Genomic DNA, 22,361 nt, shown 5'->3' with positions numbered 1-22,361 from the left:
ACGGTTAAACGATCGCCTAGACAAACCGTAACCATGCCAATTCTGCGTCAATAGTACCGGATATTTTTTGGGGATAGTACCCACATCAAGACTGGGGCTGATGTTTGTAGTATATGAAAAGATACTTTTAATCCAAAACCATGCCCTACTCTGAAAAATCCCTGAACTATCCACTCAGCCACAAAATTGATCAAGTTGATGATTACCACGGTAGTTTAGTAGCAGATCCTTATCGTTGGTTAGAAGATCCTGACTCTGAAAAAACTAGGGCTTGGATCGAGGCACAAAATCAAGTTACTTTTGCGTATTTGGGCGAAGTTTCGACTAGAGAGAAAATTCAACAACGTCTTAACAAACTTTGGGATTATGAAAAGTATGGAATTCCTTTTAAAGAAGGAGAAAATTATTTTTATTTCAAAAATGATGGCTTGCAAAATCAAAGTGTTTTGTATACGTTAAAATCTCTGGATTCTGAACCAAGAGTTTTACTAGATCCTAACAAACTTTCAGATGATGGGACTGTTGCTCTTTCAGGTTTAGCTATCAGCGATAATGGCAAGCTTTTGGCATACGGTATAGCGACTTCTGGTTCTGATTGGCAAGAGTGGAAGGTTATTGATGTAGAAACTGGTGCAGATTTTCCAGATCATCTCAATTGGATTAAATTTTCCGGTGCATCTTGGACGAATGATCATCAAGGTTTTTTCTATAGTCGTTATGACGAACCAAATGAAAAAACCAAATTGGAAGATGTTAACTATTATCAAAAGCTTTATTATCATCAATTGGGTAGACCCCAATCTGAAGACATCTTAATTTACCAACGCATTGACCAAAAAGAATGGGGTTTTAATGGCGTTGTCACGGAAGATGGTCGCTATCTGATAATTTCAGTTTGGTTGGGGACTGATTCCAGAAATCTAGTTTTTTATAAAGATTTAACTGACCCCAATGCCGAAGTCGTAGAACTAATTCATCAATTTGAAGCAGATTATAGTTTCATTGATAATGATGAGAGTGTCTTCTACTTCCGTACTGACTTGGATGCACCACGAGGTAGAGTAATTGCTATTGATACAGCTAATCCAGCTAAAGAAATATGGCGAGAAATTATCCCCCAAGCTGAAGCAACCTTAGAAAGTGTCAATATCTTAAATAATCAGTTTATTGCCGATTATTTAGAAGATGCCCGATCGCAAGTGAAAATTTTTGACCTCAACGGTACATTAGTTCGGAATGTAGAATTACCAGGATTGGGTGCTGTAGATGGCTTTGGTGGTAAGCGTGGCGATACAGAGACTTTTTACAAATTCACGAGTTTTACTACACCAGGAACTATTTATCGATATAACTTAATAACAGGACAAAGTGAGGTTTTTAGAGAAATAAATGTAGATTTTAACCCTGATGATTACGAAACTAAACAAGTTTTTTATCAAAGTAAAGATGGTACACAAGTACCCATGTTTATTACTCATAAGAAAGGCATTCAATTAGATGGGAATAACTCCACTTATCTTTATGCCTATGGTGGTTTTAATGTCTCACTCACGCCCAATTTTTCTGTAAGTATGTTGGTATGGATGGAAATGGGTGGTGTTTATGCCATGCCCAATATACGCGGTGGCGGAGAGTACGGCGAAGAATGGCATCAAGCAGGGATGAAGGATAAAAAGCAAAATGTTTTTGATGACTTTATTGCTGCTGCTGAGTGGTTGATGGCAAATAATTATACAAAACCGGAAAAACTAGCGATCGCTGGTGGTAGTAATGGTGGTTTATTAGTGGGTGCTTGCATGACTCAGCGTCCTGAGTTATTCGGTGCAGCTTTACCAGCCGTTGGTGTGATGGATATGTTACGGTTTCACAAATTTACCATTGGTTGGGCTTGGACTGCTGAATATGGTTCCCCAGATAACCCAGAAGAGTTTCCTGCACTCTACGCTTATTCGCCACTGCATAATCTCAAACCAGGTACAGCATACCCCGCAACCTTGATTACCACCGCCGATCACGACGATCGCGTTGTCCCCGCCCACAGCTTCAAATTTGCCGCAGCTTTGCAAACTGCACACAACGGCAATGCACCCGTATTAATTAGAATTGAAACTAAAGCTGGACATGGTGCAGGTAAACCTACGGCGAAGATTATTGAAGAGGCCGCAGATAAATGGGCTTTTTTAGTCTGGGCTTTAGCTGTTGAGGTTTAGCGGCAGAGGATATTAGGACTTACCGATGAAAGGGTGTAGGGGTATAGAAGTGTAGGGGTATAGGTGTTTAGGGGTGTAGGGGTTTAGGGGTATAGGTGTTTAGGGGTATAGGGGTTTAGGGGTGTAAATGTTTAAAATCCTGACACCTTTTCGTCCTTAACCCCTGATATCTAGTCTCAACAAACAGCCTGGGTGCGTCAGTCCTAAATATTTTTATTCCCGATCAGAAACTGGGAATTATTCACCAGCAAAAACTCTCCGTTGAATTAGTGTAATAGCAATAATCACCACTGCTAAGAGAAAGGCGATCGCCGCAGCATATCCCATCTGTAAATAACGAAATACCATTTGATAAATCAGCAGTACTACAGTCAAGGTGGCATTATTAGGGCCACCAGTACCACCAGAGAAAATATAAGATTGATCAAATAATTGAAAAGTGCCAATTACCCCCACTGCAATCACAAAAAAAGTCACAGGTTTCAGCAGAGGAATTGTGATGTAAATAAATTTCTGCCACCAATTTGCACCATCTAATTCTGCCGCCTCGTAAAGTTTTGCTGGTATATCTTGTAAGGCTGCTAGATATATCACCATATAAAATGGTGCAGTTGACCAAATATTCATGAGCATGATGCCTTTGAGGGCAACAGCCGGATCACCCAACCAATTATAAGTAGGCAGTCCCACAAAAGCTAAAAAATCATTTAATAGTCCATCGGTATTATAAATCCACATAAAAATTAGCGTCAGCACTGCGGAAGAAGTGACTGTTGGCAAAAAGTAAAGGATGCGCCACCAGTTTTTACCCCGGATTCCAGCATTTAAAGTTACCGCTAAAATCAACGCCAAAATAGTTTGGCTTGGTACAACAATAACCACATATTCTGCTGTATTTCTTAAAGCAATCCAAACTAATTGATCATCAAATAATCGCTGAAAATTTTGTAAACCAATGAATTGATAGGCAACACCACCTAACAGTTGAACTTTGTTGAGTGAAAGGAAAACAGAGTAGAGAATAGGTAGAACTACGAAAGTTCCCAAAACCAACAGAGTCGGCATCATGAACACATATCCGAACAAGCTGTCTGTGATGTTCCGTCTATGGTTATTTCTCCACCTTATGATTCGCAACACCATCTAACCTGCCTGTAGCTAGCTGTACTGTGCGATCGCTATCGTAGCGGAAAGGATGAGTTGACTCATAGACACCCTATGGATGATTTTTCCATTTTTTCCTCAAGACATAGCCTGGTTTTAGCGAAAAATAAGGCGAAAAAGTTCTTGCGCCATCACCACACTCAAGGAATTGAGCCTAAGATAAATAATATAAGCCTTCAACAACTGTATTAAGTGAGGTTGTTTTCAGGGCTATAGAGTCTTTGGAATCATGTTCTGCGGATACTCAACTACTAATTGTTAACTGTGACTGTGTAAAAATGCCTAATTTGACATCTTGCACTTGATAAATGACAAGGTGCTGGGCATTGCCTATCAAATAATAGGTAACAATTTAACCACAATTCAGGAATTATTAGCAGTTAGTCACAACTGATGAAGAAAGGAACACAAAAATGAAGATAGCATTTGCTACAAGTGATAGGATTAATGTTGATGCTCACTTTGGCTGGGCGCAAGAAATTGATGTTTATGAAATTTCCGACGGGGGTTATGAATTTATCGAAACTCTCTCCTTTAATAAGGAAACTCCAAAACCTAGTGAAGACACAATCGAAAAAGGCGAAGGTGGTTGCAAACACGGTAAAAGCGATTGCAAAAAAGCTAAAAAAGAAGAGGAGCAAAAACCTAAGGTTCAAAATGGTGAAAGCGATGATAAGTTAGCTCAAAAAATCGCAGCTTTATCTGATTGTAAAATTGTATATGTGGCATCCATTGGCGGTACTGCTGCTGCCAAATTAATCAAAAAGGGCGTAATGCCAGTTAAACCACGTTCAAAGAAGGAAGATATTATCTACCTTTTGAACAGATTAGTGCAAACTCTTAAAGGTAATCCTCCTCCTTGGTTGCGTAAAGCTCTGCGGCCAAATCAAGAAAGTCTCGGCGAACTAGAATCTGTGTAGGAAATTATCTCTGGGTTGATGCTAATTAGGGATTAATCATAGATGGAAATTTTCGCTTCATCTTCCATCTCAATTTTCCTATTTATCAATTAACTAGGTTGGTAAAACATACTAGAAGACGCGATGAATCGCGTCTCTACAAATGGTTTATTCAAATGGGTATCACTTAAATTAATACTCTGTTGCAATTCCAAAATAAACAAGTCAACAAATCATTCTTGTCAAATGTATTAGCTATGTTATTCACTTCATTTATTACTTTAGGGCTAGCTATATTTTTTGTAGTTATTGGTCTAAAAATTACCAATCAAATCTGGCAAGTTATTTGTATAATCGTAGGATTCTTTTGGCTATGCTGTAGCCTTAAATTCTCATTGATTCCTTTGGAAGTATTATTGTTAATTGCTCTGTTTATGACTAGAAAACTAACACGCAAGTATTCTGGTGAATAAATCTAGGAAAAGGATTGTAGCTAATCTTTCATTACATATTCTGGGTTATTTATAACCATTTAGCATGGGCGATCGCACTTTTGTCTGAAAATAGAGGTTAGGGGCTAGAGAAGACAGGTGACTAAATACTCCTCAGGATGAATGAAAATATGACTCAAGTAGTATAAAAATTAGGTCTGTATATTTCCACATTAATTATCGATATGTCACTCTTGATGTCTAAAGTTCAATAACAGGTAACATAATCTCTCCCTAATGCAAATTTCACACTAGGAAAAAGAATTTAGTTAAATCCTGTTAGTTAAAGTCTTGATATCTTTCTCCCTCGTCATCTTATCCCTCATCCCCCAACATTACATGAGGAAATTACCATGACCAATGTCATCAGTTACAACAATGACAAAGGACTTCTTGCCTATATTCAGTTTTTGGTAGATAGGGCGTTAAAACCCAGCAATGGTAACACTGACCCAGTTTTTGACTTCGAGGACGCACTCGACCAAACAGAAATGGCGCAGTTAGCTGTTGATGAGTTGAAAAAAATTCCCGAAGTTAACACCTTGTTTGCGGAACGCTGGCTACCAGCACCTTTCAATTTAGATGATTTAGCTAAACTCCCAGAGGGAACATTAGGCCATGTCTACGCCATTGAAATGAAAGCTAGAGGTTTCGACCCCTATTTTTATAAGAAAGTCCCTGTGGTTGATGACATCTCATATCTGAAAATGCTTTGGCGCTCCACCCATGATATTTATCATATCGTCGCTGGATTTGATACTGATGGGATTGGTGAAATTGGTCTTCAAGCTTTTGTTTTGGCTCAAACCCCAATTCCTATTAGTGTGATGCTGGTAAGTTTTGGTATGGTGATGACTAGTCTTTATCAACCAGCAAAATTCCAAGATTTAATGGCAGAAATAGCTCGTGGATATAGTTTAGGTTCCCATACGCCGAGGAAGTTAATCGCTCAGAAATGGGATCAGTTTTGGGAGGTACCAGTGATTGAAATTCGTGAATGTTTAGGCATAAATACTGTAAAGCAACGTGAAATAGCTTAGGAGAGTGGGAATAAAAGAAAAAACCCAGCCTTGGGAAAAACTGGGTTACTGAAATTTAATCATCCGAGATGCTTTAAATATCTAGAGCCAATCTCGATAGGCAGAAATTTCATTGACACTAATCTCTAAAGGTTCACCTTTGCCAAAAGGGGGATAAACGCGAATTTTGGCATTTTTGGTAAACCTCTCTAGACGATTTCCTAATTGAGGAATATTGCTGACTATATGCCAGTAAGAGACAATATCTGGACAGTCAACAATCAGCATAACGATCGCATCTTTTTTGGTAAGATACCACTGGCAATTATTTAGCAATGCTTGGGTAATGCGATCGCAAGCTTGATAAAAGCATCTGCCAATAGACTGTTCTAATTCCAGATGCAGCATTCCATCCTCTTTTGACACCACACTAGGCGGTAAATCGTCAGGTGGAAGCAGATTCAATTTAGACATAATTTTGTACCTCTTGGTTGTAGCGCTGCAAGCTTTCCTGATTTTTTTGCAAAGCAAAAGATGAGGGTTTGAGCGCTAATGTACCTAGATCCAATTCGTCTTGAAATTTCTTGATTTTGTCTCGACAAGTAGCAACATCACCAATGATGGAATTTTCAATCAAGTAGTCTTCATCAAAACAAATATTTGTGCGGTCAAATTGCTTGTGACCGCTAGAACCGTTCTGCATTACTTGAGACGAATTAGCTGTCATTTTCTGGCTAAAATACCTAATAAAAGGTAAAGCTTCACTGACTGCTTCATCATAGGTTTTACCTACATAAAAGAAGCGTGCTAAAACAAATTTTTCCCCACCACTAGAATTTAAGGCTCGATAGGTTTGCACTGTCTTTTTTAATCTCTCCAGAGCAAACGGCGGCCCCCCCATCAAAGCAAAGGATTGTTTGGCCGCAAATTCAATACCTGCATCATCACCAGTGGCTAGATAAACCGGGATTTCTTGCTGTAAAGGTTTAGGGTAAACTGTGAGGCGATCGCATTGATAATATTGTCCGTTAAATGATACATCAGTTTCATATAAGAGCTTTTGAATCAATGCCAGTGCCTCTAACATCATCGCGCGAGATTCACCCATTGGTGTGGCAAAGTGCTTGTTATGTTGGGGAAATGGCCCCCCTTTAGCGACACCAAATAATAATCGTCCATTGCACAAATTATCTAAGGTAGCAATATCTTCCGCCACCCGAATCGGGTTGTGGAATGGTAATAACACCGCCGCCGTACCTAATTTAATAGTTGAGGTGACACCTGCTAAATGTGCCATCAACAGCAATATTGACGAACTGAGATTTACTTCATTAAAATGATGCTCTGTTACCCAAGCCTCGTCAAAACCCAACTTTTCCGCCTGTCGTACTAGCGCCACTTGTTCAAAAATGGCTCGACGCGAGTCTTGGTGATGATTTTCGTAATTGCAGAACAGTCCAGTTTTCATTATTTGCTAGCGATTCCTACTCTACCTTGCTACCATCTGCAACTCCAGCCATAGGCGTGGGTCGTTATCTTTCAGCTTAGACATGGGGTCTCGCAATAATCGTTTAGCATTCATGCAAACTACTTGCACTAATCCCATGTTTTCAGCTACTTCTCTGAGTATTTCTTTTTGAGACTGCACATAAGGGAGCATTTCACCAGAACAATAAATCCCTATATATTGCAAGCGTCTAGCAGGTCGTCCCCAGAAACAGGTGATGACTTTCACATGACACCCGTCTAATAATTCCCCGACTTTTGGGTAGTAGTGATTGACGACTCTTGTGAATTCCTTAGCTAGGATATCTTCCGCAATCATTGCAATTGATATTTATGTAGCGTACATCACGCTAACTAATATAACATATTTTTGTCATACAATGTTGACAAATTCAGTATTATTTTTTCTATTTATTAATAGAATATATGTGAAAAATTAGATTTTAATTAACATTTATAATTCCATACAAATTGAAATAAAATATCCCCGACTTGTTAAAGAGGTCGAGGATATTAAATCTTATCTAGACTTGCGCTCTGCAACTAATACTTCAGCCACAATTTCTGGTAAATGACTCAAGTCGGCAAATCCTTCAGAAGCATGAATAGGGGAAGCAAAAGTATAGTTAGGGTCACATTCTCCTGTATCGTAAACTTGGATATACCACCTATCAGGAAATCCTTCTATACCTAACTCTACAATATACCAACTCTGACCCGTCAGACGAGAATTAAAAACGCTAAACCAATCTCTGTATTCATCTACAATATTCCAGTCTGCTAGGAGAAACTCTAACGCTATGTGTCCAGCATCAGTTGCAGTTAGTAGCATTATTATCCCTCATTTGCTCCTTCAGATTTTTGAAAATCAGGATACAAGCCCAAACTTTTCGCTAACTCACGAGCTAAAAAAAATAAAAACTGCGCCCCATCTTGATTACCTTGATGTGCAAATGCTGTTGCTACTTGTACGATAGTTTCCACAAAACCAGCATCAATTAATTCTGCTTTAGCTTCTAATATTGCTGGTTCTTGACCATTCGGACATTGTAGTAATTCATCAATTAGATTAAAGTATGAAGTTTGGCGTTCTTGTGTTGCTTCAGTCATAGTGAATTTGTTTTTTTACAAAATTGTTAGTTGTCAGTGGTCAGTCGCCAGTTATTTTTATTGTGAATTTTGAATTGATTCATTGTTCAATACTTTGCTGCCAAAGTCTTTCTAACATTTCAATTTGTTCTCTTAAAACAGCAGCACGGTAAACAAGATATCTGTCATAAACAATAATTCCTAACCCAATAAATATAGGGGTTAGCAAAACGAACCATTGCAGGAGGACAGCGAGTTTATACTGTTCAGCAGTCAGCAGTTGATTCACGATATTTCGATCAGAAATTTGGGTGCTAACTTGGGGTAATTCTAAGTTTTGAGTTGTGCTTGTGGTGGATAGAGTGGTATCTGCTGGATTAATATTATTGACTGCAAATGCTAATTTCTGTGTTTTAACGAACTCTATATGTCTTACCCAAACGACACCGAATATGATTAGCCCTGGAGATAACACCGTAAAAGTAACTAAAAAAACCGTGAGAACATTTAAGAGTTTGACTTTCATCTTTGCTCTCCTATCTTAAAGAAGGGAGTGGGGAGTAGGGAGTGGGGAGTAGTCTGACAAACTTTTTCATGTTCTCATTATCAATAAAGTTTGATGGTCTAACTAAGTAGCCGACACTGAAAAATAAAATATGTCATAATTGAAAAATCATATTATTTTAAAAAGTCGGTATACTTTGGCAAATTTAGATGCCACCAATACCTAATTTAGGTTATCAGCTATTAATTTTTAAAGATGTTCACCGATTACTCTTTAATGATTAAGAAGTCCCCCCTAGTTCTTTGGTTTAACCCATTGAATTTCGGGGGGTAGAGGGGAATCTCTGCGTAAATCCTATTAGTTTTATATCAGCCGACCTTCTTGCCTATGGTTTATATGAGTCGGATCAAGATTATTAAATTTATTAGTTTTGTACTCAAATCTGCAAACCCTTATCTTATAAAGATTACAAAAATTATTTGGGGTATGGGTACTAGTATTTTTGAGGTGGGGTACTAGCATTTATTGACTGGGGTTCTGGCATTTATCAAAGCAAGCTCAAAGCTAAATAGGCGGCGAATACAATCAACTTTGTGGTTGAGTGATTTATGCTGAAAAATTGTACTCAAGCAAAATATATGTATCGGTGAGTATATAAAAACAAGCCAGAAAAAACAATTAAAATTATATAAAATGTGTGATTTGAACAAAGTGATACAATAAATTCACCAAATTCTTAGTTATGTAGACGATGGCTACATAAATAGAGTTCCATGAGCAAGAGATATTTAATATTTTTTAATGTGTAAATGTGTTTGGGAAGACAAATTTTATTTAAAAAGAAAAATACTAGGTAAATGTTTTTAAATAGCTTTATTTAGTCACTGGTTTTATGCTTTAGTGAAAGTACATCACATATATTCTCACGCAAGCTGATTTGTAAATTTAATACGTATAAGCTAATTGTTATAAGTAAACAATTCACTCTGAATTAAGAATTTTAGGAGTAAAATAATGCGAATTGCTAATGATGTAACAGAACTTATTGGAGGTACACCTTTAGTTAAGCTGAATAAGATTCCGCAAGCGGAAGGAGTAGTTGCGAGAATAGTTGTCAAACTAGAAGGTATGAATCCAGCCTCTTCCGTAAAAGACCGGATTGGGGTGAGTATGATTAACTCAGCAGAAGCGGAAGGTTTAATCACACCGGGAAAAACTATTTTAGTAGAACCAACTTCTGGTAACACAGGAATTGCCCTGGCAATGGTAGCCGCCGCCCGTGGTTATCGGTTAATTTTGACTATGCCAGAAACTATGAGCCAAGAAAGACGGGCTATGTTGCGGGCTTATGGTGCAACTTTAGAGTTGACTCCAGGTACAGAAGGTATGCGGGGAGCCATTCGCAAAGCTGAAGAACTTGTGGCTAGTACCCCTGATGCTTATATGCTGCAACAGTTTCGCAACCCAGCTAACCCCAAAATCCACCGCGAAACTACTGCTGAAGAAATTTGGAATGATACCGATGGTGAAGTTGATATTGTAATTGCTGGGGTGGGTACTGGAGGAACCATTACCGGGATTGCAGAGGTACTGAAGCAACGCAAACCTAGCTTTCAGGCGATCGCAGTTGAACCCAGCAATAGCCCTGTCCTCTCCGGTGGACAAGCCGGGCCGCACAAAATCCAAGGTATCGGCGCAGGCTTTGTTCCCGATGTCCTCCGCCTGGAATTGGTGGATGAAGTTATCAGGGTGAGTGATGATCAAGCGATGAGTTACGGGCGGCGTTTAGCCAGGGAAGAAGGTTTGTTATCTGGTATCTCCTCCGGTGCGGCTTTGTGTGCAGCTTTACAGGTAGGGAAACGTCCCGAAAACGCAGGTAAGTTAATTGTCATGGTTCAACCTTCCTTCGGCGAACGCTACCTCAGCACGCCTTTGTTTCAAGATTTGACGAATGAAACTGCTGGCGTTCGGTAATTTTGTGCAATAACTTTGTTGGAGTTGGAGACGTAGCACTGCTACGTCTCTACAAGTGTTTAGTGTTTAATGATGACAGCTTTGTCTGTGGTGTTCTTGTTGACCGTGATGGTTGCATCCGCCTTGATGGTCGTGGTGATGATCGTGACTATGACCATTACCGTGGGCGCAGCCTTGCAAATCTTGGCTCATGAGGTTTTCGCTCATGGCGCGGAAGGATTCGTCTACGGGTTTTAAGCCAATCCAAGTTTCGAGGATTTCGACATCAAAGCCAACTTCGCGGCGATCGCCTACTTGCAGTAAAGGGCGACGGATTAATAAAGGTTCTCTCAGCATTAAAAGTAAGGCTGTTTGTTCGTCTAGTTGTTCGGGAACAATCTCACCAGACTTGATTTGTGGCGCGGAACGATTAAACCAGTCGGTGACTGGGCGATCGCCAAAAAATGAACGCAGACGTTCCACAGTCCAAGGTTCTGTAAGCAGATTGTAAGTGATCACTTCATGTCCAGCAGCAGTTAACAAAACTTTCTGACGAGTACCACCTTTACAGCCGGGTTTTTCATAGAAAATTACTCTAGCCATTTGAAGTATCTCCTAATGAGTAGGGAATGGGTAATGGGGAATAGGGAATAGGAGGATAATTAACCTGATGTGTAACTTATTCTTGAAACCCCTCTCCATAGCTTGCTACTCTACGAGTTCTCCGTAGAAGTACCCGCAGGGTAGCTTTAATTCTTGCTCCCCTTCCCTTGTAGGGAAGGGGTTGGGGGTTAGGTTTGAAAAAGTCGCACACAGCGTTAATTATTAACTCCTACCTTCTACCTCCCCCTTAAAACTTTTTGGCATTATGGGTAACTGCATCAAACTCGAATCTTTGTTTGGGGTCAGTTTCGCCATAGATATTAAAGGTGACAGTTGGTTCATCACCTATTGCTTGGACGCTATGAATTGCATCGGGAGTGAAGCTAATCATGTCCCCTGGTGATAAAATAATTTCTCCCGTCGCCTCGATTTTGTCTTGAGAATCTGGGGTTTTTGTGCGTCGCCAAACAGTATTTTTTTCTTGCCCTTTTAAGACCGCGACAACTCCCCAAGTTCCATGATTATGAATAGTAGATAGGGTTCCTGGTGCAAATGTGACTGTTTGCACAGTCAAGGGAAAACCCAATTCATCATATAGGAGGAGAACAGAGGTTCCTGTGGTTGGAGAAGGGTCTAAATACTGACTTCGCACCCAGTACGAATTTACAATCAAGCGCCTAACGAGCATTCGGATTTCAGGTAAGCGAGTAGATTCATCGCTTACCTGATTGAGAACATCTTCCATCTCAGTTAAAAACCGATAAAGACGATAATTCTCTTGTAATAAATCCCAACTTCTCGCAGATTTACACACTTGATATTGACCGTCTCCTGTCAAGAGCCAATCCCTACCTTGCATGATATTTAAACTCTCAGTTAAGAAAATCTGGGAAGCACAAATACGGGGGTATTAACATTCGGGAGGTTATCAGTTGTGGGGAAAGTTGGAACTACAACTGTAGAGGGAAATTGGTTGTTATTAGTGTTAGAAGATGTAGATAGAGGTTGAGGGGAAGATGCGCTGAAAAAAGAGAAAATATTCATGGTTGTTGAGTGTTAACTGGTAAATGTTGACTGATTTAATCGTCTTCTTCTGCTGGACGCGTCAAAACATCCAGTAGGATTCCCGCTCCGAAATCATGCTTGTCATCAATTTCCTTGACTCTCATGCTGATTTCCTTAGCTTGCTCGATTTCCCCTAACTTAGCTAATACCAATCCAGCAGCCGCATAAGCATTCAAGTATAACCTGATTGGGGATTCCTGTTTGCGACTAACCAAGATAGGTTTAAGTTCCTCCCATTTATCAGGAAACTTTTCCGATTCTCTAATTTTATCTAATAATTGGTAAGTTGTTTGCAATGCTAAAGAATAATTATTTTTATAGTAAAAAAACCTATATGCTGCTACTAATATATCAGTATTTCCTTCAGTTCTAACTAAAGCTTGTTGGATATATTGCTCTGATACTGAAGTATTGTCCCAACTCTGTGCAGCTAAAATTAACAAATGTTTGATATCTTCAGGGACTTGGAACCAGGAAAATTTATTAGTGTCTGTATGCAAAATAACCTCCTGGGAATTGGTAATAGCTAATGATTAATTGGTAATTGAAGAAACTATTACCGATTACCTATTACCGATTACCAATTACCCTTGTATTTACAAAAGGTTGAGCAGATAAACCAAGGTAAAAAGAACAATCCAGATGATGTCTACGAAGTGCCAGTAAATTTCTGCCATTTCGATACCTGTGTGTTTAGTGGCTGAATAATGACCAGAACGGCGCGATCGCCACAACACACCTAAAATCAATAACAGCCCGATAAATACGTGCAGTCCGTGGAACCCGGTCATGATATAGAAGCAGTTAGCGAACACATTGGTGGTCAGACCGTACCCTAAATTCTGGTACTCGTACACCTGACCAGCTAAAAACACTGCTCCCATAATCGCCGTGAGGAAATACCAAATCCGCATTCCCCAGACATTACCTCTCTTAATCGCCATATCACCGAAGTGAATGACCACACTACTAGATAACAGAATGGCGGTATTAATTGCTGGAACAAACAACTCTACCTCTGTTCCTTCCGGCGGCCACACCTCGGTAGTCCCACGAAAAAACAGATAAGTAGCAAAAAATCCGCCAAACATCAAAGATTCAGAAATCAGGAAAGTCAACAACCCCCAAACCCGTAAATCTGGATGCGCCTCATGTCCCCCATGAGCCTCATGCACCGTCACACTAGTCATATTCACTTCTCCATCAATTTTTCGGTTCTTTACCTCTCACCCAACCCCTCTCCTAGCAAACGCCCAGCCTGTAGCGAGTAGTATGGCAAGTCAACTGTGCAAGGTTAATAGCAGCAAAAAACCTCTTTCTCCCCCTGCTTCCCCTGCACCCCCTGCTCTCCCTGCTTCCCCCTTCCCTAGTAGGGAAGGGGGTTAGGGGGTTAGGTTTGTACACTTACTTCCGGTGCAGCTTCTAAACTATGACCATAGTCATAAGGCCCATGAGTCACCACAGGTAAAACTTCCCAATTCTCCACCAATGGGGGAGAAGCAGTAGTCCATTCCAGGCTCAAAGCTTCCCAAGGATTATCCCCTGCTAATTCGCCCTTGCTCCAACTCCAGAGAACATTGATTGTAAAAGGAATCACCGATAAGCCTAAAATGAATGCACCGATAGTACAAAGTACATTCAAATCCACAAATTGAGGATCATACATTGCCACCCGTCGAGGCATACCTTGTAAACCCAATTTGTGCATAGGTAAGAAAGTCAAGTTAGTTCCCACCAAGGTCAGGGCAAAGTGAATCCGACCCCAGCCTTCACCCAACTTCCGCCCCGTCATTTTGGGGAACCAGTGATAAATCCCGGCATAAATCCCAAATACAGAACCACCAAACAGAACGTAGTGGAAGTGTGCCACTACATAATAGGTATCGTGGACGTGAACGTCAAAAGGTGCTGTACCCATTGTCACGCCACTTAAGCCGCCCATGACAAACATGGATAACAAGCCAATAGCAAATAGCATGGCGCTGGTAAAGCGAATCTTTCCGCCCCATAAAGTTGCCACCCAACCGAAAATTTTCACACCAGTGGGAACAGCAACAATCAAGGTAGAAATGGTAAAGAACATCCGCATCCAACCGGGTGTACCACTGGTAAACATATGGTGAACCCAGACGAACAAACCGACAACACAGATGGCGACACTAGAATAGGCGATCGCCTTATAACCAAAAATTGGTTTCCGTGCATGAACGGGAATCACCTCCGACATAATGCCGAAGATGGGCAGAATCATCAAATATACTGCGGGGTGAGAGTAGAACCAGAACAAATGTTGATAAATAACGACGTTACCGCCAGCATCTGGTTTGAAGAAGGAAGTACCAAAGTTGAGGTCAAATAATAGCAGAACTAAACCCGCAGCTAACACTGGTGTAGAGAGTAGTGCTAGTACAGATGTTGCCAAAATTGCCCAGCAGAACAAAGGTAGTTGATCCCATTTCATGCTCGGAACCTTCATCATCAAGATGGTGACGACAAAGTTCACAGAACCGAGAATGGAAGAAGTCCCGACTAATACAATCGCCAAAATCCACAGAGTTTGTGCCATTGGCGCTGTTACTAAACTCAATGGTGGGTAAGCAGTCCAACCAGACTGAGAACCACCAAAAATAAAGCTAAGTAACAACAGTAAACCGGCTGGTGGATTTAACCAAAAGGCGATCGCATTCAGTTTGGGAAACGCCATATCCCGCGCCCCAATCATCAAGGGAATGAGATAATTACCAAAACCCCCAATGGCACTAGGAACAATCCATAAGAAAATCATGATTGTTCCGTGATTGGTCATGAAGGCGTTATACAGATTCGGATCAATGAAGTCCGCATCGGGTGTTGCTAACTCGGTACGGATAGCGATCGCCATCAACCCACCGATTAGATAGAACAAAAATGCTGTTACCAGGTATTGGATACCAATAACCTTATGGTCTACATTAAAAGTGAAGTAATCTCGCCATTTCCAAGCTGGCAGAGTTACGCCATGTCCAACCGCCAAATTTTTCGGCTGATTGTCATCTGGCGGAATGTGTGGTGGAAATTCAACTCGTGTCATAAGGCTATTTTGTGATGATATTTGTAGAAACGTTGTATGGAACGTCTCTACTTAACGGACATTCCCTGCAACGTATCTGCACTAATTCCCAAATCTTGGGTGTAAGGTGCAAGAAACTCGGATGTTGATAAATTAGCTGGGTTAACTGCAACAGCCTGACGTAGATTTTGTTGTTGAGCAACCTGATTTTCTGCAAGCCAGCTATCAAACTCCTCTGGTGTGTGGACAATTACCTGCGATCGCATCGAACCATGATAACCACCACAAAGTTCAGCGCACACTATCGGATATGTCCCTGGTTTGGTAGCCACGAATCTTAATTCGGTAGGAACCCCAGGAATTGCGTCTTGCTTCAGTCGGAATTGGGGAACCCAGAATGAGTGAATTACATCCTGTGCTGAAAGATTAAGTTGTACATCAGCCCCTACCGGAACGTGTAGTTCTCCGGCGGAAACACCGTTATCAGGATAATCGAATAACCAAGCAAACTGCATCCCAGTCACATTGACAACTAAGTCTGCGGTTTTACCGGCAGTTGTCGGACTTGCACCAATCCCAATTCCCGGATTAATTGCAGATGTCGAGGTATCGTTTAGTGTTGCTGCTAATGCAGTACCTGAAGAGTGCGCCACATGAGCGGAAGCATGGGGATGAGTCCCAGGTTCTAATCCTCCCATTTGGTTGAAGACATCTACACTATAGATACCCAAGCAAACCACAATTATTGATGGAATTGCCGTCCAAAAAATTTCTAAGGGAACGTTCCCTTCCACTGGTACGCCATCGGTATTATCACCCCGACGACGACGATACTTAAATAAGAAAATCAGAATCGTACCTTCTACTACCAAAAACAGCGCCACTGCAATGGTAAACATAATATTAAAAAATCCGTCTACCAAAGGCGCTTGTTCTGATGCTTGAATAGGTAGTAGGTTATGATTTTGACCAATCCAAAGACTGATTACTCCAACTACTATTCCAGCAATTAGAGTCCAGAGTGAAACAGGAATTTGCTGCATACCACCTACTCATTTACTTATCGAAATTGGGAATTGAGAATAGGTAATTGGTAATCGCCTCATTAACACCAGTACCTAATTCCTAGTCCCTAATCCCCAGTCCCTTTTTATTTCACTTATTAACTTTCTAACTTATGCCCATAAAAATTGGGGGAATTATTCCAGATATCTTCATATCTTTCCCCCAAAACTTAACAATATATTTTTCGCCATCGCCCAAGTAGCTTTTACCTCTCCAAAGCTACTGAAATCAAAAAGACACAATTATTTTTAACAGCAAGTATGCTTTGTTTAATATTTAACAGTTAGTGATTTACGAGTTTGTTTACCGTGAACTTTTTGTTGATTCTCGGTATTTCTTGGTACAGAAACAAAACAAAACTCAATGTATCATCCTTCAAATTCCCAAAACCATTGTTTTTCCGGTTTTTGAATTTTGTTCGCCCTTGGCGTTCCCGCAGGGTATTTTGAATTTTGAATTTTGTCTTCCCCTCTTGTTACCTTGCGAATAATCATGTCCTATGGTGAAAAACTTAATTTTCTAATGGGTTGTGGGTGTAGCAATTCTTAGGACAAATCCGCGCGCAAGCTTGACATCCAATACAGTTTTCTGGATGAGCAACTACCATGACTTTGCGCTCGATTTCATCATCTTCCTCATCCTCTACAAATTCACCCTCTTCATTGAGTGCTTTTAAATCCAACACAGGATAACCACATACCTTAATACATCTGCCACAACCGATACATTTGTCTTTATCAATTGATTCGGCAAATTTAGGTGTCCAAGTGTTGCCTCCAAAGGTCAATCCTGTGAGTACGGCCATGTATATTCTCCTGGCAATTATGCCAATAAACTTCCCAGTGCTTTAATCATCATCTTAACTTAAGATTATCTATTTTTTTGTTGTTAATCTATTGATTTGTGAGAATCAAAATTCCCTGACTTTATACATTTTTTTAGCTAGTTTTGTGTTTTAAATATTAATGAGAAATTTTATTATTAGTTACGAATATGTGTTTAATGTGAAAATACTTATTGATTTTATCCGGTGAGAAACTTACTATAATAGATTAGTTTAAATAGTTGACTTCTGTAGCCAAGAGGTATTTGCGAATACAAGGCGCTACATATTTTTATTGCCAAAATGTTATCTATACATCAGCCTTAAATAAATTGATAATATTTTCTATATAAATAGTCTTTAAATATACGTGGTTTGGGGTGAAATTCTTGACCCATAATTAAATTACCCATGTCATCGGCTATCTTCAGGGAAGATAATTAAACCACAGGAAATATTAAGGCTATTAATAATGATGATTAATCACATTTTTCCTAAACGTAAATGTTCGCCAGAGCTATTTTGGTTAAGGGACTAAGGCTTAACCAAATGTTCGCAAGCGAAGTATTTTTTAAATTCTTTAAAACCATTTGCAGGCTCATTATGAACAAATTTATCAAACTAGCTATGAAATGTTTATTAAATGATTGGATGCAAAATCTCAAGATGGATGTGAGCGATTATTTCGGCAAGAATCAAATATTTTTGCTGGATAGCTAATTAAGTAAATGGTTAGTTATCAATTAACAGGACACATCCAGGGGGAAACTTGAGCCAAACATCTCAACGATTAGGGTGGGAAGAAAGTTATATGCCTTATACAATTCCTAACAACAGTTGCGTTGGATGTGACAACTGCCGTCCCCAATGTCCTACGGGTGCAATCAAAATCGAAAACAATAAATACTGGATAGATCCGTCTCTTTGTAATAATTGTGAGGGTTATCATGCTGAACCGCAGTGTGTGATAGCTTGTCCAGTCAAATCCCCCATACCGTGGCAAGCTAAGAAGGGGCGATGTAGAGTGGAACCGCGAGATGCAACTAGCCCAGACTTATTTTCTAATGGGAAGAATAACCCATTTGCATCGGCGATCGCAATTTGGGAAGCCTGCAACCTACTAGCGCAACGTACAGCCCTGAACTGGGAAACTGACGAAGCAGGCTATCTCTGCTACAGTCGAGCAGTCAACCAAGGACGAGGAAAAATTACCTTTTATATCCAAGACCCGTTCCAAGTCAGCGAAAAAGCCAAAGATGTAGCAGCCATCGAGGTATTTGATATTAGGGCAGCTTGTATCCATTTAATTCTATCTGCCCACGCTACAGCCTTAGATAAGCCTTGGGAACAGGAGTTTACTATTGACGAACGACAGCTAGAAAAATATTTAGGGTTAGAGAAACGCAAAGACCTGAGCAAAGCTGCCAAACTAGCCCTAATGAAAAATCTTGTGCAGCAAGCTTGCTCACTTATTATTTCTATGGACTGGCCTCAGCAAGGACAAGTCAAGGGGTTTTCAGTCACCAATAGCCGCTTGTGGGACTTAGTAAGTATTCAGCACCACTTTCAAGAAGATAAATTGGGTTGTAAATATCTCGTTGGGCTAACATTTAAAGTCAAAGCCGGGACATGGAGCCAATATTTCTTAAACAAGCAAGGATGCAAAGAACGCACTGCATTCTATCAATATGGCAGCCTACCCAAGACCCTGTTAACCACCGTCATGAGTATTTGGCAGCAGCACGAAGGAGCCGTAAGACTAATGCTGTGGTTATTATTTAAAACCAAAATGGGTAAGGAACAACGCATCACTATTCCTACCTTACTACGCATTGCTTATGGTCAAGAAAAAGTCAACATCGCTACTAGATATAGAGAAGAACGTAAACGCCTATTACGGACATTTGAAAATGATTTAGAAGTACTAAATCATTTAGGAATTAAACCCATTTTTGACCCCATCACTTATCCTCCTGCTATCCAACCCCTATGGGCAAAATTAGTAGATATTCCTGAAGACCCCGACGAAGCATTAGAGTTTTGGATTAATGATGCAGGTGGTGAAACTCGCCTCACCGATAGCGGCCCCCGTGGCAAGTGGAATCTGTTGATGAATGCGCGAATTTTATCCTTTGAATTACCACCAGAATGGGAACGACAAATTGCTGAATCAGAAAAAAAACAACGGCGAACTGCTAAGAGTAGACAAAAAATAAAAACCGCAGGTGATTTAGTTGGTGAGCAAATTTTGCAAGCTCGCAAAAGTTTGAACTTATCTCAACGGGAATTAGCAAAGCTCACTGGTAAAAGCCAAAGCTGGATTCGAGACATAGAAAATGGTCGCTTAAAAGCGAAGCTAGAAGACCAAACACTTTTACGCAAAGTGTTACATATTGCTTAAGCAATAAGCAGCAATTTCATAAATTAAACCGTCGATGTCTGTTGTTATTTAGTCTCAAATTACTATTATTAATCGGCGGTTAATTTTTTATAATTATCCAATCGCAAGACATACATAAATCAGTTAAAATTTATATACTTATACCGTTTCTTAATGAAGATGTGCTTTATTCTGAACTGTAGAGACGTTGCATGCAACGTCTCTACATCATTTATTTGGTGCAACTTCATAGAGAATTGGTGTTACATTTTATATAGGAATCCAATTTGATTATTGAAATATACGTAGGGTGGGCAATGCCCACCGGCTCATAGTTTTGGTGGGCATTGCCCACCCTACAGATACTATTATTAACCGGCGGTTAATTTTTTATAATTATCCAATCGCAAAACACACATAAAAAATTTAATTTCCAATCTAAACATGAATAACGATTCCTCTACCACCACAGACAAATTTGTTAATATTTTATGGGAAGCGACGGCGGCTTATCGTGAACAAAACAAAACTCGTCCCCAGCCAGAGGTAATAGTAAATGCTTTGTTACAAGCAGAAACATCAGCTAAAAAACAACACCTAACTTATAATTTTGATAGTTTAGTTGGACAATGGCGATTGTGTTTTGCAACAGGAACGAAAAAAGCGCAAAAACGCGGGGGAATAATTTTAGGTAAGGGTTGGTATGTACCCCAATTTACCAAAATTTATATATCCTTCAGTTCTGGTTCAACAGAGGATGTTAACAGAGGGGAAGTTGGCAACCAGGTACAGTTGGGGTCATTTTTATTAAAACTTACAGGCCCGGCTAAATATTTAGGCAAGAAAAATCTTTTAGCTTTTGACTTTACCCAAATGTATATTCATGTATTTGGTCGAAAAATTTACCAACAAAATATTCGTTCTGGAAAAGTTAATTACGAAGATTTTTACAGCCAATCCATAGCTAAACAAGCATTTTTTGCTTTCTTTATAGTGACACAGGATTTTATTGCCGCCCGTGGACGCGGGGGCGGTTTGGCGCTGTGGATTCGGGAAAGTAGTTTGTAATTCATAATTATAAATCCAGTAAGCATCCTATTTTGTATGAGTAAGAGAAGCGATCGCTTGCTCAATTTCTTTACTTACTAGCTGATTTCCTTGTAAGCTCAGGTGAATATGGTCTCTGTATAAGGCTTTGAAGTTATTTGTGGCGTTGAATATTGGTAAAAAATCTATATATGTCATCTCCTGAGACTGAGTAAAGTCCTTCAGGCTTTGACGTGCTGTGATTTCGTAATCACGGGGGCCTGGTTCACCCAACTCTCGTAATAAGGGAGTCATCACTAGCAGAAATTGGCTATTGTTTTGACGGGCGAATGTTTGAATTTTACTAACAGCATCCAGATTTATCCCTACACGATCGCCCCCTTCTTTCTGTAATGCAGCCAATTCTGGGATTGACTGGGGTTTTTGGATGTAACGCTGCCATACTTCTATTAATGCTAGGGGCGGTTTTTTGTCTGGATAGTTGCGATCGCGTCCTACTGGTAAAGATGTCGGTGCAGTGGCAAATAAATCATCCGTATTCAGTACTAGCACGATTATTTGGGCATGAAAGTTACCATAACGTTGCAAGTAAGCTAGCTCGTTTCTCGGCCCCCAGGAGTTAGCCGAAGCATTCAGTACCTCTACTTGTCGATAATTGTCATGAGTTGATGAAATAAGGGAAACTGTCATTAAATTAGAGATTGTATTCGTTTGATCCGTCCACCAACCACCGTTAATAATCGAATCCCCCAATAGTAGAACCCGCAGTGTGGCGGGTGGAGGTGTCTTAGCGATCGCCGCACTACGCATAGAATATTCATTGATTTCTATACGATTACCAAAGCGACGGGTACGCTGGTTAGGAGCCAACAAGTAACCGATGTGCTGATCGCCGATGTAAACCAAAGGATTACCAAAACCCAAGAGCGATCGCAACCCTATCTCCAGGGCTAGTAATCCTATGGTTATTAGCGAAATCATTGTTAATACTAATTTCATTTATCACCAACCCTTCCTTAAACGCGGAAAATAACTAAATTTAAAGTAAATGATTATACTCGTTTTTACAAATAAAATATCACCCTTTATGTGATGGAATATTTCTGCGTAAATTTATTGAACACAGACTTTTGAGCAATTATTCATTTCCTATTCCCTATTCTTTTAGCCTGATTTTTTCGTATAAAACTGAACAATTGGTCCGGAGGAGCAAGTAAAATTGATGATGGAAATGTTGCAAAGCTTAAACAAAATATTATTAGTAATTTCGCCTGATCAGCGAATAGAAAGACTAAAATCAAAACGGGTAAATTAGCCCAGTCAAAAAGGAGGATTACAGAGTTATGTCCGACTTAAATCGCGGAATTATGAAATTTGAAGGGGCCGATTCCCCTAAAGTAGTTACCGTCTCTACAGTATTACTGTTGGGAGCGATCGCTGGTTTGATTATTTGGGCGTTACAAGCAGCTTACGCACTCAACTGAGCGTGTAAT

General features: G+C 40.0%; 22 protein-coding genes. 7 read left to right on the top strand and 15 right to left on the bottom strand.

From position 1 onward, the window contains the following. Positions 1–140 precede the first annotated feature (140 nt). The gene (locus ACM5QX_RS11275; protein WP_414753580.1) at positions 141–2,210 is read left to right on the top strand and encodes a prolyl oligopeptidase family serine peptidase; all 2,070 of its coding nucleotides are present in this window, start codon (positions 141–143) and stop codon (positions 2,208–2,210) included. A 237-nt stretch (positions 2,211–2,447) separates the two neighbouring features. On the opposite strand, the gene ACM5QX_RS11270 is transcribed toward ACM5QX_RS11275, so the two are convergent. Further along, complete coding sequence (locus ACM5QX_RS11270) at positions 2,448–3,353, bottom strand: carbohydrate ABC transporter permease (RefSeq protein WP_414753579.1); 906 nt, start codon at positions 3,351–3,353, stop codon at positions 2,448–2,450. Between the two features lie 434 nt (positions 3,354–3,787). Here ACM5QX_RS11270 and ACM5QX_RS11265 point away from each other — a divergent pair, with 434 nt between their 5' ends. Next, positions 3,788–4,294, top strand: a complete 507-nt coding sequence (locus ACM5QX_RS11265; protein WP_414753578.1) for a NifB/NifX family molybdenum-iron cluster-binding protein — start codon at positions 3,788–3,790, stop codon at positions 4,292–4,294. Between the two features lie 823 nt (positions 4,295–5,117). Then, a complete protein-coding gene (locus tag ACM5QX_RS11260) occupies positions 5,118–5,804 on the top strand; it encodes a Coq4 family protein (protein ID WP_414753577.1) in 687 nt (228 codons plus the stop codon). Positions 5,805–5,885: 81 nt separating this feature from the next. Here the strand turns inward: ACM5QX_RS11260 and ACM5QX_RS11255 are convergent, their stop codons facing one another. The 6 genes from ACM5QX_RS11255 to ACM5QX_RS11230 form a co-directional block, all read right to left on the bottom strand. After that, positions 5,886–6,257 carry a hypothetical protein gene (locus tag ACM5QX_RS11255; RefSeq protein ID WP_011317341.1) on the bottom strand — a complete coding sequence of 124 codons (372 nt, stop codon included), beginning with the start codon at positions 6,255–6,257 and terminating at the stop codon, positions 5,886–5,888. Then, entirely contained in the window at positions 6,250–7,251 is a 1,002-nt protein-coding gene (locus ACM5QX_RS11250; protein WP_414753576.1) for an LLM class flavin-dependent oxidoreductase, read from the bottom strand. Before ACM5QX_RS11250 ends, ACM5QX_RS11255 begins: the two co-directional genes overlap by 8 nt. A 21-nt stretch (positions 7,252–7,272) precedes the next feature. Continuing rightward, a complete protein-coding gene (locus ACM5QX_RS11245; protein WP_011317339.1) occupies positions 7,273–7,608 on the bottom strand; it encodes a hypothetical protein in 336 nt (111 codons plus the stop codon). A gap of 201 nt (positions 7,609–7,809) precedes the next feature. Beyond that, positions 7,810–8,121 (bottom strand): hypothetical protein, encoded by a 312-nt coding sequence (locus ACM5QX_RS11240; protein ID WP_011317338.1) that lies wholly within the window; start codon positions 8,119–8,121, stop codon positions 7,810–7,812. A 2-nt stretch (positions 8,122–8,123) separates the two neighbouring features. Next, a complete protein-coding gene (locus ACM5QX_RS11235; RefSeq protein ID WP_011317337.1) occupies positions 8,124–8,399 on the bottom strand; it encodes a hypothetical protein in 276 nt (91 codons plus the stop codon). A 79-nt stretch (positions 8,400–8,478) separates the two neighbouring features. After that, the gene (locus ACM5QX_RS11230; RefSeq protein ID WP_414753575.1) at positions 8,479–8,904 is read right to left on the bottom strand and encodes a hypothetical protein; all 426 of its coding nucleotides are present in this window, start codon (positions 8,902–8,904) and stop codon (positions 8,479–8,481) included. 993 nt (positions 8,905–9,897) lie between these two features. On the opposite strand from ACM5QX_RS11230, the gene cysK reads away from it, so the two are divergent. Next, positions 9,898–10,857, top strand: coding sequence for a cysteine synthase A (cysK, locus tag ACM5QX_RS11225; protein WP_414753574.1), 960 nt, complete (start codon positions 9,898–9,900; stop codon positions 10,855–10,857). A gap of 66 nt (positions 10,858–10,923) precedes the next feature. Here cysK and ACM5QX_RS11220 read toward each other — a convergent pair whose 3' ends face one another. The 7 genes from ACM5QX_RS11220 to fdxB form a co-directional block, all read right to left on the bottom strand. Next, positions 10,924–11,439, bottom strand: coding sequence for an ArsC/Spx/MgsR family protein (locus tag ACM5QX_RS11220; protein WP_011317334.1), 516 nt, complete (start codon positions 11,437–11,439; stop codon positions 10,924–10,926). A gap of 247 nt (positions 11,440–11,686) precedes the next feature. Further along, on the bottom strand, positions 11,687–12,298 hold the full coding sequence (locus ACM5QX_RS11215) for a cupin domain-containing protein (RefSeq protein ID WP_414753573.1): 612 nt from the start codon (positions 12,296–12,298) through the stop codon (positions 11,687–11,689). Between the two features lie 220 nt (positions 12,299–12,518). After that, positions 12,519–13,004 (bottom strand): hypothetical protein, encoded by a 486-nt coding sequence (locus tag ACM5QX_RS11210; protein ID WP_414753572.1) that lies wholly within the window; start codon positions 13,002–13,004, stop codon positions 12,519–12,521. 96 nt (positions 13,005–13,100) lie between these two features. Then, positions 13,101–13,694 carry a cytochrome c oxidase subunit 3 gene (locus ACM5QX_RS11205; protein WP_414753571.1) on the bottom strand — a complete coding sequence of 198 codons (594 nt, stop codon included), beginning with the start codon at positions 13,692–13,694 and terminating at the stop codon, positions 13,101–13,103. A gap of 200 nt (positions 13,695–13,894) precedes the next feature. After that, complete coding sequence (gene ctaD, locus ACM5QX_RS11200; RefSeq protein WP_414753570.1) at positions 13,895–15,574, bottom strand: cytochrome c oxidase subunit I; 1,680 nt, start codon at positions 15,572–15,574, stop codon at positions 13,895–13,897. A 47-nt stretch (positions 15,575–15,621) separates the two neighbouring features. Further along, positions 15,622–16,596, bottom strand: coding sequence for a cytochrome c oxidase subunit II (locus ACM5QX_RS11195; RefSeq protein WP_414753569.1), 975 nt, complete (start codon positions 16,594–16,596; stop codon positions 15,622–15,624). Between the two features lie 533 nt (positions 16,597–17,129). After that, positions 17,130–17,423, bottom strand: coding sequence for a ferredoxin III, nif-specific (fdxB, locus tag ACM5QX_RS11190; RefSeq protein WP_010996669.1), 294 nt, complete (start codon positions 17,421–17,423; stop codon positions 17,130–17,132). An 829-nt stretch (positions 17,424–18,252) separates the two neighbouring features. Between fdxB and ACM5QX_RS11185 the strand changes: the two genes are divergently transcribed. Together ACM5QX_RS11185 and ACM5QX_RS11180 are read left to right on the top strand one after the other, a co-directional pair. Beyond that, positions 18,253–19,842: a helix-turn-helix domain-containing protein gene (locus tag ACM5QX_RS11185; RefSeq protein WP_414753615.1), complete on the top strand. Its 1,590-nt coding sequence runs from the start codon at positions 18,253–18,255 to the stop codon at positions 19,840–19,842. A gap of 423 nt (positions 19,843–20,265) precedes the next feature. Further along, on the top strand, positions 20,266–20,889 hold the full coding sequence (locus ACM5QX_RS11180; protein ID WP_414753568.1) for a hypothetical protein: 624 nt from the start codon (positions 20,266–20,268) through the stop codon (positions 20,887–20,889). Between the two features lie 27 nt (positions 20,890–20,916). Here ACM5QX_RS11180 and ACM5QX_RS11175 read toward each other — a convergent pair whose 3' ends face one another. Beyond that, positions 20,917–21,867, bottom strand: a complete 951-nt coding sequence (locus ACM5QX_RS11175) for a GDSL-type esterase/lipase family protein (protein ID WP_414753567.1) — start codon at positions 21,865–21,867, stop codon at positions 20,917–20,919. A 368-nt stretch (positions 21,868–22,235) separates the two neighbouring features. Between ACM5QX_RS11175 and ACM5QX_RS11170 the strand changes: the two genes are divergently transcribed. Next, complete coding sequence (locus tag ACM5QX_RS11170) at positions 22,236–22,352, top strand: RNA polymerase subunit sigma (RefSeq protein WP_162470531.1); 117 nt, start codon at positions 22,236–22,238, stop codon at positions 22,350–22,352. Positions 22,353–22,361: the final 9 nt, after the last annotated feature.

This window comes from Anabaena sp. CCY 9910 (assembly GCF_963920875.1).
Taxonomy (GTDB): domain Bacteria; phylum Cyanobacteriota; class Cyanobacteriia; order Cyanobacteriales; family Nostocaceae; genus Trichormus; species Trichormus variabilis.
The sequence above is the reverse complement of the archived record's forward strand: the minus strand, read 5'-3'. Positions and strand labels throughout refer to the sequence as shown.

Excerpts from the sequence above, each read along its gene's own strand:
- ACM5QX_RS11205 (WP_414753571.1), bottom strand. The coding sequence starts at position 13,694 with ATGACTAGTGTGACGGTGCATGAGGCTCATGGGGGACATGAGGCGCAT.
- ACM5QX_RS11180 (WP_414753568.1), top strand. The coding sequence starts at position 20,266 with ATGAATAACGATTCCTCTACCACCACAGACAAATTTGTTAATATTTTA.
- ACM5QX_RS11235 (WP_011317337.1), bottom strand. The coding sequence starts at position 8,399 with ATGACTGAAGCAACACAAGAACGCCAAACTTCATACTTTAATCTAATT.
- ACM5QX_RS11250 (WP_414753576.1), bottom strand. The coding sequence starts at position 7,251 with ATGAAAACTGGACTGTTCTGCAATTACGAAAATCATCACCAAGACTCG.
- ACM5QX_RS11195 (WP_414753569.1), bottom strand. The coding sequence starts at position 16,596 with ATGCAGCAAATTCCTGTTTCACTCTGGACTCTAATTGCTGGAATAGTA.
- ACM5QX_RS11185 (WP_414753615.1), top strand. The coding sequence starts at position 18,253 with ATGCCTTATACAATTCCTAACAACAGTTGCGTTGGATGTGACAACTGC.
- ACM5QX_RS11175 (WP_414753567.1), bottom strand. The coding sequence starts at position 21,867 with ATGAAATTAGTATTAACAATGATTTCGCTAATAACCATAGGATTACTA.
- ACM5QX_RS11255 (WP_011317341.1), bottom strand. The coding sequence starts at position 6,257 with ATGTCTAAATTGAATCTGCTTCCACCTGACGATTTACCGCCTAGTGTG.
- ACM5QX_RS11270 (WP_414753579.1), bottom strand. The coding sequence starts at position 3,353 with ATGGTGTTGCGAATCATAAGGTGGAGAAATAACCATAGACGGAACATC.
- ACM5QX_RS11275 (WP_414753580.1), top strand. The coding sequence starts at position 141 with ATGCCCTACTCTGAAAAATCCCTGAACTATCCACTCAGCCACAAAATT.
- ACM5QX_RS11260 (WP_414753577.1), top strand. The coding sequence starts at position 5,118 with ATGACCAATGTCATCAGTTACAACAATGACAAAGGACTTCTTGCCTAT.
- ACM5QX_RS11215 (WP_414753573.1), bottom strand. The coding sequence starts at position 12,298 with ATGCAAGGTAGGGATTGGCTCTTGACAGGAGACGGTCAATATCAAGTG.
- ACM5QX_RS11220 (WP_011317334.1), bottom strand. The coding sequence starts at position 11,439 with ATGGCTAGAGTAATTTTCTATGAAAAACCCGGCTGTAAAGGTGGTACT.
- ACM5QX_RS11265 (WP_414753578.1), top strand. The coding sequence starts at position 3,788 with ATGAAGATAGCATTTGCTACAAGTGATAGGATTAATGTTGATGCTCAC.
- ACM5QX_RS11240 (WP_011317338.1), bottom strand. The coding sequence starts at position 8,121 with ATGCTACTAACTGCAACTGATGCTGGACACATAGCGTTAGAGTTTCTC.
- ACM5QX_RS11230 (WP_414753575.1), bottom strand. The coding sequence starts at position 8,904 with ATGAAAGTCAAACTCTTAAATGTTCTCACGGTTTTTTTAGTTACTTTT.
- cysK (WP_414753574.1), top strand. The coding sequence starts at position 9,898 with ATGCGAATTGCTAATGATGTAACAGAACTTATTGGAGGTACACCTTTA.
- ACM5QX_RS11245 (WP_011317339.1), bottom strand. The coding sequence starts at position 7,608 with ATGATTGCGGAAGATATCCTAGCTAAGGAATTCACAAGAGTCGTCAAT.
- fdxB (WP_010996669.1), bottom strand. The coding sequence starts at position 17,423 with ATGGCCGTACTCACAGGATTGACCTTTGGAGGCAACACTTGGACACCT.
- ctaD (WP_414753570.1), bottom strand. The coding sequence starts at position 15,574 with ATGACACGAGTTGAATTTCCACCACACATTCCGCCAGATGACAATCAG.
- ACM5QX_RS11170 (WP_162470531.1), top strand. The coding sequence starts at position 22,236 with ATGAAATTTGAAGGGGCCGATTCCCCTAAAGTAGTTACCGTCTCTACA.